Source organism: Rubrivirga sp. S365, assembly GCF_032248475.1.
Taxonomy (GTDB): domain Bacteria; phylum Bacteroidota; class Rhodothermia; order Rhodothermales; family Rubricoccaceae; genus Rubrivirga; species Rubrivirga litoralis.
In genome coordinates this window covers 412,566-427,317 of sequence record NZ_JAVTTN010000001.1, presented here as the reverse complement: position 1 = coordinate 427,317, position 14,752 = coordinate 412,566, and the positions used below count along the sequence as shown (strand labels likewise).

The following is a 14,752-nucleotide window of genomic DNA, read 5'->3' as shown; positions in this document are numbered from 1 at the left end:
CTGCCGACGGGGCGGGGTGGAGCCGCCCCGCCCAGGGCGACCGGCGGTCGCCCTTACCGATAGCGCGCGAGGGCCGCGGCCTCGTCGGCGGGCGGGGCGGGGTGGAACGCCTCGCGCGCCGCCTGCTCGACCAGCCACGCCGGCACGCCGTCGCGCTTGCGGAGGGCGCGGTCGGACTTGGAGGCGACGTGGCCGTAGACGGGCCGCTCCGACGACCACAGCTTGGCGTCGCCGAAGCCCCAGCGGATGCCGCCGTAGGTCGAGGCGTCGCGGCCGTCGAGGCTGAAGCGGTCGTTGAGCCAGCACGCCGTGGCGAAGGTGTCCTGCGGCGTCTCGCGCCATTTCAGGATCTGCTTGACCCAGTACATCCTGAGGTTGTTGTTCATCCAGCCGTCCAGCAAAAACTGCTTCTGGGCCGCGTTCCACGTTTCGTCGTCCGTCTCGCCGCGCGCGAGCTCGTCGAGCGAGTAGAGGGCGGGGCGGGGGTCCGAGGCGTGGGCCTCCAGCGTCTCGCGGGCGTCGGCGGGCAGGCCGGACCACCCCGCCCAGTCGGGCTCCCAGCGGCAGCGGTGGTGATAGACTTCGCGCCACGTCAGCGTCTCGTCCAAGAACTTCCACCGGGCGGCGGGGTGGACGTCGCCGGCGGCCTCGGCGTCGAGCACGGCGCGGGCCACCTCGCGCGGCGAGAGCACGCCAAAGTGCATCCAGGGCGAGATCGCCGCCGTCGCGTCGTCCAGCGCCGGGTTGTTGCGCGTCCACTTGTAGCGGGGGACCACGTGCTCGACAGCGTGGCGCAGCCGGTCGAGCGCGGCCGAGCGCCGCCCCGCCCAGCCCGGCGCCGGGGGCACGGTCATGTCGACGCCGCACGCGGCGATGATCGCGTCGAGATCGCTGTCCAGCGGCTCGTGCTCCACGTCGAGGTCGCCGTCGAAGGGCGGGGCGGCGGGCTCCTGGCGGAGGTCGGTGTCCAGGTGCTCGTCGCGGAGCGGGGTGTGCGCGGCGCGGAACGCCTTGGTCGTCGTGAGCGGCGCCTCGAACGCGTTCATGGGGACCGCGCAGCAGGCGTCGACGGCGAGGACAGCCCGGTCGAGCCGCTCGGCCAGACGGTCCGCGTACTCGCGTGTCACGAACGTGGGCACGTCGTCCACGACGACGGCCGCGGCCCGCTCGGCAAGGCGCGCGGCGACGTCCACCGACGCCGCCCCGGCGGTTTGCGCCCCGGCGGTTTGCGCCCCGGCGGTCTGCGCCCCGGCCGCGCGGCGGACGTAGCGGACGAACCGGAGCCCGCGCGCCTCCACCCCGCCCTCCAGCTCCTGGCTCGCCTCCAGGATGAATCGGTGGAGCCGGTGCGAGGCGTACGGGTAGGTGTTGTCGAGCGTGTGGAGCACGACGACCGGGAGCCCGCGGTCGTTGCCCAGCGCGACGGCCGCGTCGATCGCCGGGTTCTCGTCGGCGCGGAGCGCCTGCATAAGCCAGCACAGGACGTAGTCGCGTCCGCGCGAGATGATGTAGCGGTCGGTGAGTTTCCGCGTGCGGAGGTCGAGGGCAGACTGTGCGGTCACGGGCAGAGGGAGGTGGCCGCCCCGCCCTGACACTCGGCGGGGTCGGCGAGTGCCGCCGCGAGGGCGGGGGAGGCGCTCAACCGGACGTCGTTCTGGGTCCACCAGGGGGCGCGGCGCATGGGGGCGGGGCGGGTGCCCGGCGCGTACGCCGCCCCGCCCGAGGCAGGTTCGGGGCCGCCCCGCCCCAGGAGGCCCCTGACAACGACGAGCGCCGCCCCCGGTGGAGGGCGGCGCTCGGAGCGGCCGGGTAGGGTGGGGCGGGGCGGTTACTCCCCGAACGCCTCCGCGTACTCGCCGTAGCCCTCGGCGCGGAGCCGGCTCGCCAGGACGAACCTCAGGGCCGCCGAGTTCATGCAGTACCGCAAGCCGGTCGGCCGGGGGCCGTCGCGGAAGACGTGGCCCAGGTGCGAGTCGGCGCGGGCCGAGCGGACTTCGGTCCGCGTCATGCCCGCCGAGCGGTCCGCGACCTTCTTGACGGCGCCGTTCGTGATCGGGCGCACGAAGCTGGGCCAGCCGGTCCCGCTCTTGAACTTGTCCTGGGACGAGAACAGCGGCTCGCCCGAGACCACGTCGACGTAGATCCCCGGCCGCTCGTTGTCCCAGTAGGCGTTGCGGAAGGCGGGCTCCGTCCCGTCCTGCTGCGTCACGCGGTACTGCACGGGCGTCAGCCGCTCGCGGAGCTCGGCGTCGGACTGGGCGTGCGCGAGCGGGGCTGCGAGTGCGGCGAGGAGGAGGAGGGCGGGGAGGCGGGCCATCGAGTGACGGGCTATGGGTGACGAGTGACGAGCGGGGCCGGGCGGGGTGGCGAGTTCAGCACCCACACCTCGTCACCCGTCGCTCGCGAACAGGTCGGCGTACTCGCCGTAGCCCTCGGCGTCGAGCTGGTCGGCGGGGACGAAGCGGAGGGCGGCCGAGTTGAGGCAGTACCGGAGGCCAGTGGGCTCGGGGCCGTCGGTGAACACGTGGCCGAGGTGCGAGTCCGACGACGGCGAGCGGACCTCGGTCCGCGTCATGAGCAGCGAGTGGTCGGGCCGCGTCGTGACGGCGCCCTCGCTCAGCGGCTCCCAGAAGCTGGGCCAGCCGGTCCCGCTCTCGTACTTCGTCGTCGAGGCGAACAGCGGCGTCCCGTCGATGACGTCGACGTAGAGGCCGGGCGCCTTGTTGTCCCAGTAGGCGTTCGCGAACGGGGGCTCGGTGCCGTCCTGCTGCGTCACGTAGTACTGCATCCGCGTGAGCCGGTCCTGGAGCGCGGCGTCCTCGGAGCCGGCCGCGGCGGGGGCGGGGCGGAGCACGGCGAAGCCGACCGCGGCGAGGACGGCGAGCCCGGCGAGGGCGAGGAGGATCTTCTTCATGGGAGCAGTAGGCTGTCGAGGACGCGGGACCACCCCGCCCACAGCGGGGCGGGGCGGCGGGCTAGAGCGCGGGGCCGAGGCCGCCGGCGCTCTCGCCCCAGAGCTCGTCGAGGCGCGCGTCGCGGCGGCACCCGACGCGGTAGCTCTGGTAGCGGACCGGGTTCGTGCGGTAGAAGTCCTGGTGGTAGTCCTCGGCGGCGTAGAACGGGGCCGCGTCGAGGACCGGGACCTCGACCGTGCGGCCGAACCGCTCCTCCAGCGCCGCCTTCGTGGCCTCGGCCGCCTCGCGCTCGGCCGGCGTGCCCGCGAAGATGGCGGGGCGGTAGGGCGAGCCGCGGTCGCAGAACTGGCCGCCGCCGTCGAGCGGGTCCACGTTGTGCCAGTAGACCTGGAGGAGCGTGTCGTAGCTCACGACCGTCGGGTCGTAGATCACCTCGACCGACTCGTAGTGGCCGGTCGTCTTGGACGAGACCTCGTCGTAGGTCGGGTTGGGGACCGTCCCGCCCGCGAACCCAGAGATCACGCCGGCGACGCCGTCGAGCTCCTCGAACGGCTTCTCCATGCACCAGAAGCACCCGCCGGCAAAGACGGCCGTGTCGGCGACGGCCGGGTCGATGTCGAGCGCGACGGGCGGGGCGGCGGATTCAGACCCCGCGCACGCGGCACCGAGCGCGACGAGAGCCGCGAGGGGGAGGAACAGCGTGAGGAGCGGGCGGCGCACGGGCGGGGCGGGGTGGTTCACGTTCTAAGACGTGTAGAGGGCGCTCGTTCTTTCGCCGCCCGCCGCCCCGCCCGTGGTCTCACCGAGGATTCGTGGTGCTAAACGTGGTCCATACGAGGACCACGCCGCAGGCGGCTCCAGCGCGGCCAATGGTCTGGTACTGGATCGGGACCTGCGCGCCCCGGTACACCTCAATGGCTACGACGTCCTGAGCGGGAACGGTATCCAGATCTTCCGTGAGGGAGGGGGAGAAGAACCCGTCGAGGTAGACGCCCATCCGGCACCGCCCGCGCGTCGACACGACGCCCGTCCCAAAGGCGCCCGGCTGGACGAGGACGCCGGGCACGCTGCCGCGGAGCGCGTCGGAGAGGACGATGGGGTTCCGGCGCGCGAGGTCCTCGGCGTCGAGGACGGTCCCGAACCCAGATTGCTGCCGCCGGAAGAACCCGTCGCGCGCCATCCGCGAGCGCTCGAGCTGTTTGCCCTCGACCACGACGCCGCCGAGGAGGCCCGTCGCGTCCTCCAGGTTCACGGCGAGCGCCCACGGGCCGGGCGCCGTCAGCTCGATCTCCAGCTCGACCGGCAGGCTGCCCACGAACGACACGCGAACGGTGTGCTCGCCCGGAGCGACGTCCTCGAACGCGGTCAGCCCCTCGGCGTCGGTTGAGGCCCCGCGCTCGCCGAGCTGGACGGTGGCGCCCACGACCGGCTCGCCGTCCGGCCGCTGGACGCCGACGTAGAGCGTGTCCGCCTGGGCGAACGCCGCGAGCGGGGCGAGGAGCAGGAGGGCGAGGAGCGGGGCGGTGCGCATGGGTGGGCGGGGCGGGTCAGCTGTAGGACGGGCGGGGCGGCCCTCTTCGTCTCTGGTCGCCCCGCCCACACGTACGGTCCGCCCCGCCCCGCCCGCAGTGGACCCCCGGGCGGGGCGGGGCCGTTCGCCCGGTTCTGCCCACCCCGCCCCCGCCCTAGCTCTATGGCTCTCGTCGCGATCGTCGGCCGTCCCAACGTCGGCAAGTCCACGCTGTTCAACCGGCTCACCGAGGAGCGCCGGGCCATCGTCGACGACCAGCCCGGGGTCACGCGCGACCGGCTGTTCGGCGAGGTCGAGTGGACGGGGCGGACGTTCGACCTCGTCGACACGGGCGGGCTCGTGCCGCGCTCGGCCGAGCGGTTCGACGCGGCCATCCGCGAGCAGGTGGTCCTCACGCTCGGCGAGGCCGACGTCATCCTGTTCGTCGTCGACACGCTGACGGGGACGACGGAGCCGGACCAGGAGGTGGCCAAGATGCTCCGCCGCGCCGAGCAGCCCGTCATCGTCGTCGCCAACAAGGCCGACACCGAGGGGCGCAAGAACGACGCGGCCGAGTTCTGGGGCCTCGGGTTCGATCAGATGTTCCCGCTCAGCTCGGTCAACGGGACCGGCACGGGCGACTTCCTCGACGCCGTCGTCGCCGCGCTCCCCGACGAGCCGGAGCGGGACGAGAGCGACGACGCGCCCCGCATCGCCTTTATCGGCCGCCCCAACGTGGGCAAGTCGTCGCTGGCGAACCGGCTCCTGGGGCAGACGCGGTCCATCGTCACCGAGATCGCTGGGACCACGCGGGACTCGGTCGACGCCCGCGTCGCGTGGCCGTCCGGGGGCGAGGACGAGGAGCCGCGCGAGGTGGTCCTCGTCGACACGGCCGGGCTCCGCAAAAAGGCGAAGGTGAAGGAGAACGTCGAGTTCTACTCGACGCTCCGCACGCAGCGGGCGCTCCAGGCGTGCGACGTGGCCGTCCTGCTCGTCGACGCCGAGCAGGGCCTGGAAGGCCAGGACGCCCGCGTGCTCCGCGAGGCGGCGGCGCTCCGCAAGGGGCTCGTCATCGTCGTCAACAAGTGGGACCTGATCGAGGACAAGGAGACGAACACGGCCCGCGACATGGAGCGCGGGATCCGGGAAAAGATGGGGCTGCTCGACTACGTCCCGGTCGTGTTCGCGAGCGCCGAGACGGGCCAGCGGGCGGGGAGGGTGCTCGACATCGCGCTCCGCGTGTTCGACGAGCGCCGCAAGCGCGTGCCGACGGCGCGGCTCAACGAGGTGGTCGAGAAGGCGGTCCAGCGGCAGAGCCCGCCGAGCTACCGCAACAACTACGTCCGCATCAAATACGCGAGCCAGATCCGCACCGAGCCGCCGGTCTTCGCCTTTTTCGCCAACCACCCGCAGGGCGTCAAGGAGAGCTACCGGCGGTACCTCGAGAACCAGCTCCGCGCCGCGTTCGGCTTCGAGGGCGTCCCGCTGACGCTGAGCTTTAAGCAGAAGTGAGGGAAGTGGAAAGTGGAAAGTGGGAAGTGGGAAGTGGAAAGTGGAAAGTGGAAAGTGGAAAGTGGAAAGTGGAAAGTGGAAAGTGGAAAGTGGAAAGTGGCCGCTTGGCCTCGACGCACCGGATTTGTTCCACCCCGCCCACGGGAGGCGTCCGTAGGGACACGGCTTGCCGTGTCCGATCTGGGCGGGGCGGTCCTCGCCGCCGCCCCGCCCGGTGCGTTGCGGGCGGGGCGGTCGGATGCGCGGCCCCGGGCTGGTCCGTCTGCACCAGGGCGGGGCGGGGCGGACGGCCTAGCTTGGCGGCGCCACCCCGCCCCGCCCGTGGTCCGTCGCTGCGTCCTGCTCCTCGCCGTCCTCCCCGCGCTGGCCGCGGCGCAGGGCGGGGCGCTCCCGGGCGGGGCGGACGCCCGCGCGTCGGGCTTTGTCGAGGCCGGCGGACGGCTGACGTACTTCGAGGTCGTCCGCGACAGCGTGGTCGTGCTGGGCGAGGGCGCCGAGGGGCGGCCGCGCGTCGTGCTCCCGTACGCGGCGTTCGTCGAGGTGCTCGGGCGGTCGGCGCGGGCCGGGGCGCTCGCGCCCGACACGCTGCGCGGGCCGTCGTCGCTCCCATTCGCGCTCGCCGTCGACGACCGAGCCGTCGTGCGCCTCGCGACGGCCGTCCCGGTGGGGACGCTCGCGCTGGGCGTGCTCGGCTTCGGGCTCATCGCGCTCGTGGGCGGGGCGGTCGTGTGGGAGCGGCGCGCGCGGCGGGCGCGCCGGCTCCGGGCCGAGTTCCGGCGGCGGCTGGCGGCGGCCCGCGAGGCCGAGCGGGCGCACCTCGCCCGCGAGCTCCACGACGGGCCGGTCCAGGACCTGTGCGCCGTCCAGGTGGCGCTCGCGGCCGAGCCGGGCGGGGAGGGCGCGCGGCGGGCCGTGACGGCGGTCGTCGGCGAGATCCGGGCGCTGTGCGACGAGCTCCGCCCGCAGGCGCTCGACGCGTTCGGGCTGGCGGCCGCGCTCGCGGGCCTCGTAGATCGGGCGGCCGAGGGCGAAAACCGCGAGGGCGGGGCGGACCTCGACGTCCGCCTGCGCGTCGAGCCCGCGGCCGGGGCGGCGGCCGACGGGCCGGCCCTCAGCGACGAGCGCCGGCTGGCCCTCTACCGGATCGCCCAGGAGGCGCTGAACAACGCCGTCCAGCACGCGGCGGCCCGGCGCGTCGACGTGGCCCTCGCGCTCGACGGCGCGGCGCTCCGCCTGACGGTCGACGACGACGGCGTGGGGCCGCCCCAGGCCGACGCCCTCGACTACGCGGCCGACGGCCACTACGGCCTGCTCGGGATGCACGAGCGGGCGGTCCTGCTCCGCGCCGACCTCGCCGTCTCGCGCGGCCCGCTCGGCGGCACGCGCGTGGCCCTCGACGTCCCCCTCCCCGCCCACCGGCTCGCCGCGCCCCAGCCGGCCGCCCCGCCCCGCCCCGATGCCCACTGACGCTCCCCGCGACGGCTCCGCCGTCACCGTCGTGCTCGCCGACGACCACCCCGCCTTCCGCGCCGGCATCCGCGGGGCGCTCGAAAAGGGCGGGGCGGTCGAGGTCGTGGGCGAGGCCGCCGACGGCGACGAGGCCCTCAAGCTCGTCGGCCGCCTGCGGCCCGACGTCCTGCTCCTCGACATGAACATGCCGGCCGTGACGGGGCTGGACGTGGCCGAGGCGCTCCAGACCGACCCCGACGCGCCGCGCGTGCTCGCGCTCAGCGCGTACAACGACTCGGCCACGATCCACGGGCTCCTCGACGCCGGCGTGGCCGGCTACATCACGAAGGACCAGCACCCGGCGGCCGTGCGCGAGGCGGTCCTGGCCGTGCACCGCGGCGAGGGGCGCTGGTTCGTGCCCATCCCGAAGCGGCCCGAGACGCTCTCGCCGCTGACGGGCCGCGAGCACGAGGTGCTGGTAGCGATGGCGCGCGGGCTCGACAACGCCGAGATCGGGGACCGCCTGCGGATCGCCGAGAACACGGTCCGCAACCACCTCGCGGCCGTTTATTCGAAGCTGGGCGTGGGCTCGGCGCGCGAGGCCGTGGCGTGGGCGTGGGAGAACGGCCTGGTGCGGGCGTAGGGCGGGGCGGCCTCTGCCCGAGCGGGGCGGGCGAGGCCGAGGCTGGCCGCCCCGCTCGGTGACGCGGGGGCGGTCAGCGGGACCAATCGCCTGCCCGGGTGTCCGGCCGGCGGCGCCGCGGCCGGTCCCTCCCCGCCCAGGCACCGCGCGCGAGCGGGGCGGGGCGGTCCGTTGTGCGGAGAGCCCGCCACCCCGCCCTTTGGGTCCGCCCGCGCGCCGAACTCTGGGGCGGACCCAAGGGGCGGGGCGGGCGTAGCTTCCGGGTCCCCCGAACCGCCCCGCCCTGCGGGTCCGCCATGCCCGGAACGCCCGTCGTCAAGTCCACGCCCAACGAGCGGACGCTCACCTTCTGGGAAAACCTGTACCTCCCCGAGATCTTTAAGGGCCTGGGTTACTCGGCCTCTAAGATGTCGCTCGAGAGCTACGCCTTCGAGTACCCCGAGGAGCAGTGGTACCCGCCGGACTCGTACCGCGGCCGGCCGGTGCTGGTCGAGGAGCAGGGCCGCCCGCGGTGCGTCTCGTGCGGGCTCTGCGCCCGCTCGTGCCCGCCGCTCGCCATCTCGATGCAGGCCCACGAGGTCACCGACGACATCAAGGAGCGCGAGCCCGAGTGGTTCGAGATCAACATGCTCCGGTGCATCTACTGCGGGTTCTGTGAGGAGGTCTGCCCCGAGGAGGCCATCGTGATGTCGAAGGAGTACGACCTCACGTTCCAGCACCGCGACGAGGCCCACTTCGGGCTGGACAAGCTGCTCGTCCCCAAGGAGCGCCTGGTCGACCGCCTGGAGTTCCTGGAGCGCCGCCGGAACGGGCAGCCCGCCGGCGACTGGCAGCACAAGCCCGAGAACAACGTGCACACGCTCCGCAACCGGCTCGACTACCTCGCCCGGCTGGAGGACGCCGAGGCGACGGTCAACGCCATCGACCCGCAGGAGCCGCTCGCCGAAGACGTCGACGCGGTGTAGGGATGGAGGGACGGGGGATGGAGGGATGAGCAGAACCGACCGCTCCGCCTTTCCCTCCTCCTTTTCTCATCCCGCATCTCTCCGCATCTCTCCATGCCCGACCTGGACCGCTACGCCGCCCCGCCCCGCGACGCCGCCACGCTGGCTACGCGTCGCGAGGCGCTGCTCGACCAGCTCGGGTGGCTGGAGGACGAGGCCGCCGCGCTCGCCCCGCTCCTCGCCGACCTGCCCGCGTGGGCCGTCGACGAGGCCCCGCTCGAAACGGACCTCTCGGCCAAGGAAACGTTCGCCGCGCTCACGGCCCTCGACCGCGACGTCTACCCCGTGTGGCTCGCCCGGCTCCAGGACGAGGACGCCCCCGAGGTCGCGACGCCCGACCCGCTCCCGCGCGTCGAGGGCGCCAACGGCCGTGCGCTCGACGCCCTCCTCACCGACCTCCGCGCCGCCCGCGCCGACTTCCGCACGGCGCTCGCCGCCGTCCCGCCCGAGGCGTGGGGGCGGGGCGTGGTCGTGGACGGCACGGCGACCGACCTCTACGGGCTCGCCCTCTCGGTCGTCCAGCGCGACGCCGACCACCTGAAGGCGCTGGCCTACCGGCTCCACGAGGCCGACCTCCGCCCGCGCACGCCCTCGGACGACCTGCCGCGCCCGCCGTCGTCGTGAGGTCCGGGCGGGGCGGCCTGCTCGCGGTCCTGGCCGCCCTGCTCGGCGGCTGCGCCTACGTCGGCGACATCGCGACCGCCCCGCTCTCCGCCCGCGTCGGGCCGCCGCCGCCGGGCTTCGAGGCCGTCGTCGTGCCCATCCCCGTAGGCGGTCCGCTGGCCGCGTGGATCGCCGCCGCCCCGCCCGAGGCGCCGGCCGTGGTCCTCCTGCACGGGCTGGGCGACAACCGGGTGGACCTCCTGCCCCGCGCGCGCCTGCTCGCGGACGCGGGCTACGCCGTGCTCCTGGTCGACCTCCCCGCCCACGGCGAGAGCCCGGGCGAGCGCATCGGCTACGGGTGGCCGGAGCGTCACGCGGCGGCGGCGGCCGTGGGCTTCCTCCGGCGGAGCCGGCCGCACGGGCGCGTCGGCGTCGTGGCGATCTCGCTGGGCGGGGCGGCGGCGGCGCTCGCCGGGCCGGCCCTGAACGCGGACGCGCTCGTGCTGGAGTCCGTCTACCCGACGTTCGAGGCCGCCGTCGGCAACCGCGCGCGGCGCCTGCTCGGGCCGCTCGCTCCGTCCGTGGCCGCGGCGCTCCTCGCGCAGACGCGGGACCGCATCGGCGTGCCGGCCGACTCGCTCCGCCCCGTCGACGCCGTCGGCCGCGTGCGCGCGCCGACGTTCGTGATGGGCGGGGCGGACGACGCGTTCACGCCCGAGGCCGAGACGCGCGCGCTGTTCGACGCGGCGACCGGGCCGAAGGCGCTGTGGATCGTGCCCGGCGCGAAGCACGAGGACTTGTACGAGGCGGCGCCCGACGCTTACCGCCGCCGCGTGCTGGACTTCCTGGGCGAGCACCTCGGCCGCCCCGCCCAGATCGGCCCCGCCCAGGAGCGCTCCGCCCAGGACCACCCCGCCCCGTAGAGGATCGGGCGGGGCGGGCGCCTTTCTGACGTCTGGAAGCGCTCCCGGACGCTCCACGCATTGACGGGCGGGGCGGCGTCCCCTATCCTCCCAACACGATGCGCCCGCTCCCCTCCCTGCGACGTCTCCGACGCCGACCGGCTCGCCAGCCGAGAGGAGGGTTGACCTGCGGGTCCCGCTGAGCCCAGCGGATCGTCCGTTTTGTCGCGCCGACTCTCGTTGAGGGTCGGCGTTTTTCGTTTTCCACCCCGCCCGAGGTCGAGGAGAAGAGGTCAGGAGGTAGACGCCCCCTCTTCTCGTCCCCGCTTCTTCTCGTCCCCCTCCTCCTCATGTCCTCCCCGATTGCCCTCGCCTTTTCCGGCGGCCTCGACACGTCGTTCTGCGTCCCCTACCTGAAGGAGGAGACCGGCCGCGACGTGTGGACCGTGACCGTCGACACGGGCGGGTTCTCGGCCGACGAGTTGGAGGAGGTGGAGGCTCGGTCCAAAACGCTCGGGGCCGCCGGTCATACGACGGTCGACGCCCGGGCGGACCTGTGGGAGCGGGCGCTGAGCTACCTCGTCAAGGGGAACGTGCTGCGGGGCGGCGTCTACCCGCTCTGCGTGGGGCCGGAGCGCGTGGTGCAGGCGCAGGCGCTCGTCGGCGCCGCCCGCGAGATTGGCGCGACGGCCGTCGCCCACGGCTCGACGGGCGCCGGGAACGACCAAGTCCGGTTCGACACGGCGCTCCGCCTGCTCGCCGGGCAGACCGCAAGCGGGCGGGGCGGGGCGGCCAGCGACGGCACGGGCGGGGCGGAGATCGAGGTCATGGCGCCCATCCGCACGCTGGGCCTCACGCGCGAGGCGTCGGCGGCCTACCTCGCCGAGCGCGGCGTCCACGTGGACCCGGCGACGACGGACTACTCGGTCAACCGCGGCCTGTGGGGCACGACGATCGGGGGTAAGGAGACGCACCGGACTGACGGCGTGCTGCCGGAGTCGGCGTGGCCGGACACGGCGAGCCCGGACGCCGCCCCGCCCGCAGGGCGCGAGGTGGCGGTTCAGTTCGAGCGGGGCGTGCCGGTCGCGCTCGACGGCGAGGCGATGGCGCCCGTCGCGCTCGTCGAGGCGCTGGGCCGGATCGGCGCCGAGCACGGCGTCGGGCGGGGCGTCCACGTGGGCGACACGATCCTGGGGATCAAGGGCCGCGTGGCGTTCGAGGCGCCGGCCGCGCTCGTCCTCATCGACGCCCACCGCGAGCTGGAAAAGGTGGTCTTGACCAAGCTCCAGCTGGTGCAGAAGGCGGCGCTGGGCGACCTCTACGGCGCGCTCATGCACGAGGGCCTCTACTTCGACCCCGTCATGCGCGACCTCGAAGCGTTCCTCGACTCGTCGCAGCGCCGCGTGAGCGGGGTGGCGACCGTCGCGCTCCGCCAGGGCGCCCACCGCGTGCGCGGCGTCTCGTCGCCGCACTCGCTCTTCGACACCGGCGTGGCGACGTACGGCGAGGAGACGGCGCTGTGGGACGGCCGCGACGCCGAGGGCTTTACGCGGATCTACGGCTTGCAGAGCCTCCTCGCGGCGGCTGCGACGAGTGACGAGTGATGGGCCGCCCCGCCCGCGCTGTGCTCACGGTCCCACCCCGCCCGTCACCCTTTACTCGTCACCCGTCACCCGCCATGCCTACGCAAACGATCACGACGCTCACCGCCGACCACGTCGCCTCCAGCACCGGCCCCTGCGCGCTGGGGCACGAGGTCCGCGTCTCGCCCTACGTCGTCGCCGAGGAGGGGTACTGCCTCGCCGCGAGGGCGCTCGACACGAAGGAGGTGTACAACCAGATCGAGGGCGCCGACGGCGTGTTCCGCACGGTCGTGGCCGGCGAGGTGATCGTGGGCGCGCTCGGCGAGCGGCAGGCGCTGAAGGGCTACTCCGGGCGCATCCCGCGCCACGTCGCGCCGGGCGACACGCTCCACGTCCAGAACATGGGCGGCATCCTGGGCCGCGTGGCCCAGCCGCACCCCGACCTCGGGCCGGCGCTCCGCGTCGAGGTGCTCGGCGCGGTCCTCCTGGGCGACCCGCCGCGCCACGCGCGCATCCAGGACACGGCCATCGACCCGGTCGAGACGCTGGCGGCCTCCGCCCCGCTCGTGTTCGTGAGCGGGACGGCCATGAACACGGGCAAGACCTACGCCGCCGCCGCGCTCGTCGCCGGCCTGACGGCGCGCGGCCTCCGCGTGGCCGCCGCCAAGCTGACCGGCGCCGCGCTCCAGCGCGACGTCCGCGCGATGGTCGAGGGCGGGGCGGTGGCGAGCGCGTCATTCGTCGAGGCCGGCGCGGTCGCCACGACGGGCCGCGACATGGTGCCGATCGCCAAGGGCCTCATCGCGCACCTGAACCGCCCCGCTCCGCTCCGCGACGGCACGGAAGGCGAGGGCGGGGTGGAGACCGAGGGCGGGGCGGTGCCGGACGTGCTCGTGCTCGAGCTGGGCGACGGCGTGATCGGGCCGTACGGGGTCGACCAGATCCTGCAGGACATGGAGCTCCAGCGGCTCACGGCCACGCACGTGCTCGCGGCGGCCGACCTCGCCGGCGTGTGGGCGTGCGACCAGCTGTTCCGCTCGCGCTATCGGGCCGGCATCGGCGTCGTGGTCGGGCCGGCGACGGACACCGACGTGGGCCGCCGCTACATCCAGACGTCGCTGGGCATCCCGGCCGTCAACGCGCGGTCCGAGCCCGACGCGCTGGCGGCGCTCGTGGCCGACGACGTCCGCGACGCGAAGGCGTGGGCGGCCTCGCCCAGCCCGCTCCCCTCGTTCAACGGCCCGCGCCGGCCTCTCGTGGGGGTGAGGGATGGGGGATAGGGAAATGGAGGGATGGGCAGACCCGCCGGTCCCGACCGCCCCGCTCCGCCCGGACACGGCGAGCCGTGTCCCTACGAAAGGCAAACCGCCCCGCCCGGCCGCCCCGCCCTCTGCTCATCCCTCTTCCATCCCTTGATCCCTCCCCATCCCTCCCGAGTCGCCGCCCTCCACGGCGCCGGCTACGCCGGCGGCGAGCTCGTCGCGCTCCTCCTGGGCCACCCCGCCGTCGCGCTCGCCGCCGTGACCAGCCGGAGCCAGACGGGCGGGGCGGTCTGGACCACGCACCCGCGCCTCCGTGGGCAGACGGACCTCGCCTACACCGCGCCGGACGACCTCGACCTGGACGGTCTCGACGCCGCGTTCGTGTGCGCCGAACACGGCCAGGGCGCCCAAACCGTCCTGGACCTCCGCGCGCGCGGGTTCGACGGCCTGATCATCGACCTCAGCGCAGACCACCGGCTGCACGACCCCGACACCTACCGCGCGGTCTACGACCTGGACCACCCCGCCCCGGACGCGATGCGCGAGGCGGTCTACGGGCTCGCTGAGGTCAACGGCGACCGCGTGGCGGGCGCGCGGCTCGTGGCCAACCCGGGGTGCTTCGCGACCGGGATCACGCTCGCGCTGTGGCCGCTGCGGGAATTGGGCGGGGCGGGCGGGGTGGAGGCCCACGTCACGGCGCTCACCGGCGCCTCGGGCTCGGGCGCGCGGCCGTCCGACACCACGCACTTCCCGCGCCGCGACGGGAACGTCCGCGCCTACAAGGTGCTCGCGCACCGGCACCTCGCCGAAGTGGACGAGACGCTAGGCGGGGCGGGTCGCAACCCAGCGGACCGCAACCCGGCGGGGCAGGGCGGGGCGGCCGTCCACTTTGTCCCGGCCTCCGGCCCGTGGACGCGCGGCATCTGGGGGACCGCCCACGTCACCTTCGCCGCCCCGCCCGCGCCGGGCGCCGTGGCCGAGGCGTTCGAGGCCGCCTACGGCGGGCGCCCGTTCGTCCGCCTCTGGCCGGACGCGCTGCCCGAACTGCTCCCGACGGTCGGCACGCCGTTCTGCGACCTGGGCTGGGTCGAGCGGGGCGGGCACCTCGTGGTCGGCTTCGCGCTCGACAACCTGCTTAAAGGGGCGGCGAGCCAGGCGGTCCAGAACCTGAACCTCGCGCTCGGCCTGCCCGAGACAGCGGGGCTGCTGCCGGGCGGGGCGGTGGAGGTAACGGCGTAGCGGTGCCGGCGGCGTGCTTCGTGTCGCGCATCCAGCACCACGCAGAACACGCGACACGCGACACGCAACAGAACCCGGAGACCGCCCCGCCCGCTCGCCCCGCATTACCCGTCACTCATCACCCGTAACC

14 protein-coding genes and 1 pseudogene are annotated in these 14,752 nt (G+C 74.5%); 9 read left to right on the top strand and 6 right to left on the bottom strand.

Features of this window, described 5'->3' with window-relative positions; all coding sequences use genetic code 11:
* Positions 1–53: 53 nt before the first annotated feature.
* The 6 genes and pseudogenes from RQM47_RS01910 to RQM47_RS01885 form a co-directional block, all read right to left on the bottom strand.
* Positions 54–1,562 (bottom strand): deoxyribodipyrimidine photo-lyase, encoded by a 1,509-nt coding sequence (locus tag RQM47_RS01910; RefSeq protein ID WP_314007166.1) that lies wholly within the window; start codon positions 1,560–1,562, stop codon positions 54–56.
* Positions 1,559–1,681: a hypothetical protein gene (locus RQM47_RS01905; RefSeq protein WP_311662439.1), complete on the bottom strand. Its 123-nt coding sequence runs from the start codon at positions 1,679–1,681 to the stop codon at positions 1,559–1,561. Before RQM47_RS01905 ends, RQM47_RS01910 begins: the two co-directional genes overlap by 4 nt.
* Positions 1,682–1,828: 147 nt before the next feature.
* A pseudogene (gene msrB, locus RQM47_RS01900) lies at positions 1,829–2,254 on the bottom strand (peptide-methionine (R)-S-oxide reductase MsrB); the annotation flags it as partial.
* A 135-nt stretch (positions 2,255–2,389) separates the two neighbouring features.
* Positions 2,390–2,914, bottom strand: coding sequence for a peptide-methionine (R)-S-oxide reductase MsrB (gene msrB / locus RQM47_RS01895; protein WP_314007161.1), 525 nt, complete (start codon positions 2,912–2,914; stop codon positions 2,390–2,392).
* A 61-nt stretch (positions 2,915–2,975) separates the two neighbouring features.
* Positions 2,976–3,635 (bottom strand): peptide-methionine (S)-S-oxide reductase MsrA, encoded by a 660-nt coding sequence (gene msrA / locus RQM47_RS01890; RefSeq protein WP_314007159.1) that lies wholly within the window; start codon positions 3,633–3,635, stop codon positions 2,976–2,978.
* 79 nt (positions 3,636–3,714) lie between these two features.
* Positions 3,715–4,446: a TonB-dependent receptor plug domain-containing protein gene (locus RQM47_RS01885; RefSeq protein ID WP_314007155.1), complete on the bottom strand. Its 732-nt coding sequence runs from the start codon at positions 4,444–4,446 to the stop codon at positions 3,715–3,717.
* Positions 4,447–4,608: 162 nt separating this feature from the next.
* Between RQM47_RS01885 and der the strand changes: the two genes are divergently transcribed.
* The 9 genes from der (at position 4,609) to argC (ending at position 14,622) form a co-directional block, all read left to right on the top strand.
* On the top strand, positions 4,609–5,937 hold the full coding sequence (gene der, locus RQM47_RS01880) for a ribosome biogenesis GTPase Der (protein ID WP_311662444.1): 1,329 nt from the start codon (positions 4,609–4,611) through the stop codon (positions 5,935–5,937).
* Between the two features lie 321 nt (positions 5,938–6,258).
* Positions 6,259–7,404: a sensor histidine kinase gene (locus tag RQM47_RS01875; RefSeq protein ID WP_311662445.1), complete on the top strand. Its 1,146-nt coding sequence runs from the start codon at positions 6,259–6,261 to the stop codon at positions 7,402–7,404.
* Positions 7,394–8,029, top strand: coding sequence for a response regulator transcription factor (locus tag RQM47_RS01870; RefSeq protein ID WP_311662446.1), 636 nt, complete (start codon positions 7,394–7,396; stop codon positions 8,027–8,029). Before RQM47_RS01875 ends, RQM47_RS01870 begins: the two co-directional genes overlap by 11 nt.
* Before the next feature lie 296 nt (positions 8,030–8,325).
* Entirely contained in the window at positions 8,326–8,994 is a 669-nt protein-coding gene (locus RQM47_RS01865) for an NADH-quinone oxidoreductase subunit I (protein ID WP_311662447.1), read from the top strand.
* A 93-nt stretch (positions 8,995–9,087) separates the two neighbouring features.
* Positions 9,088–9,657, top strand: coding sequence for a hypothetical protein (locus RQM47_RS01860; protein ID WP_311662448.1), 570 nt, complete (start codon positions 9,088–9,090; stop codon positions 9,655–9,657).
* Positions 9,654–10,559 carry an alpha/beta hydrolase gene (locus tag RQM47_RS01855; RefSeq protein WP_311662450.1) on the top strand — a complete coding sequence of 302 codons (906 nt, stop codon included), beginning with the start codon at positions 9,654–9,656 and terminating at the stop codon, positions 10,557–10,559. Before RQM47_RS01860 ends, RQM47_RS01855 begins: the two co-directional genes overlap by 4 nt.
* Positions 10,560–10,888: 329 nt before the next feature.
* Positions 10,889–12,142, top strand: coding sequence for an argininosuccinate synthase (argG, locus tag RQM47_RS01850; protein WP_311662451.1), 1,254 nt, complete (start codon positions 10,889–10,891; stop codon positions 12,140–12,142).
* 74 nt (positions 12,143–12,216) lie between these two features.
* Complete coding sequence (locus RQM47_RS01845) at positions 12,217–13,401, top strand: hypothetical protein (protein ID WP_311662452.1); 1,185 nt, start codon at positions 12,217–12,219, stop codon at positions 13,399–13,401.
* Between the two features lie 132 nt (positions 13,402–13,533).
* A complete protein-coding gene (argC, locus tag RQM47_RS01840; RefSeq protein ID WP_311662453.1) occupies positions 13,534–14,622 on the top strand; it encodes an N-acetyl-gamma-glutamyl-phosphate reductase in 1,089 nt (362 codons plus the stop codon).
* Positions 14,623–14,752: the final 130 nt, after the last annotated feature.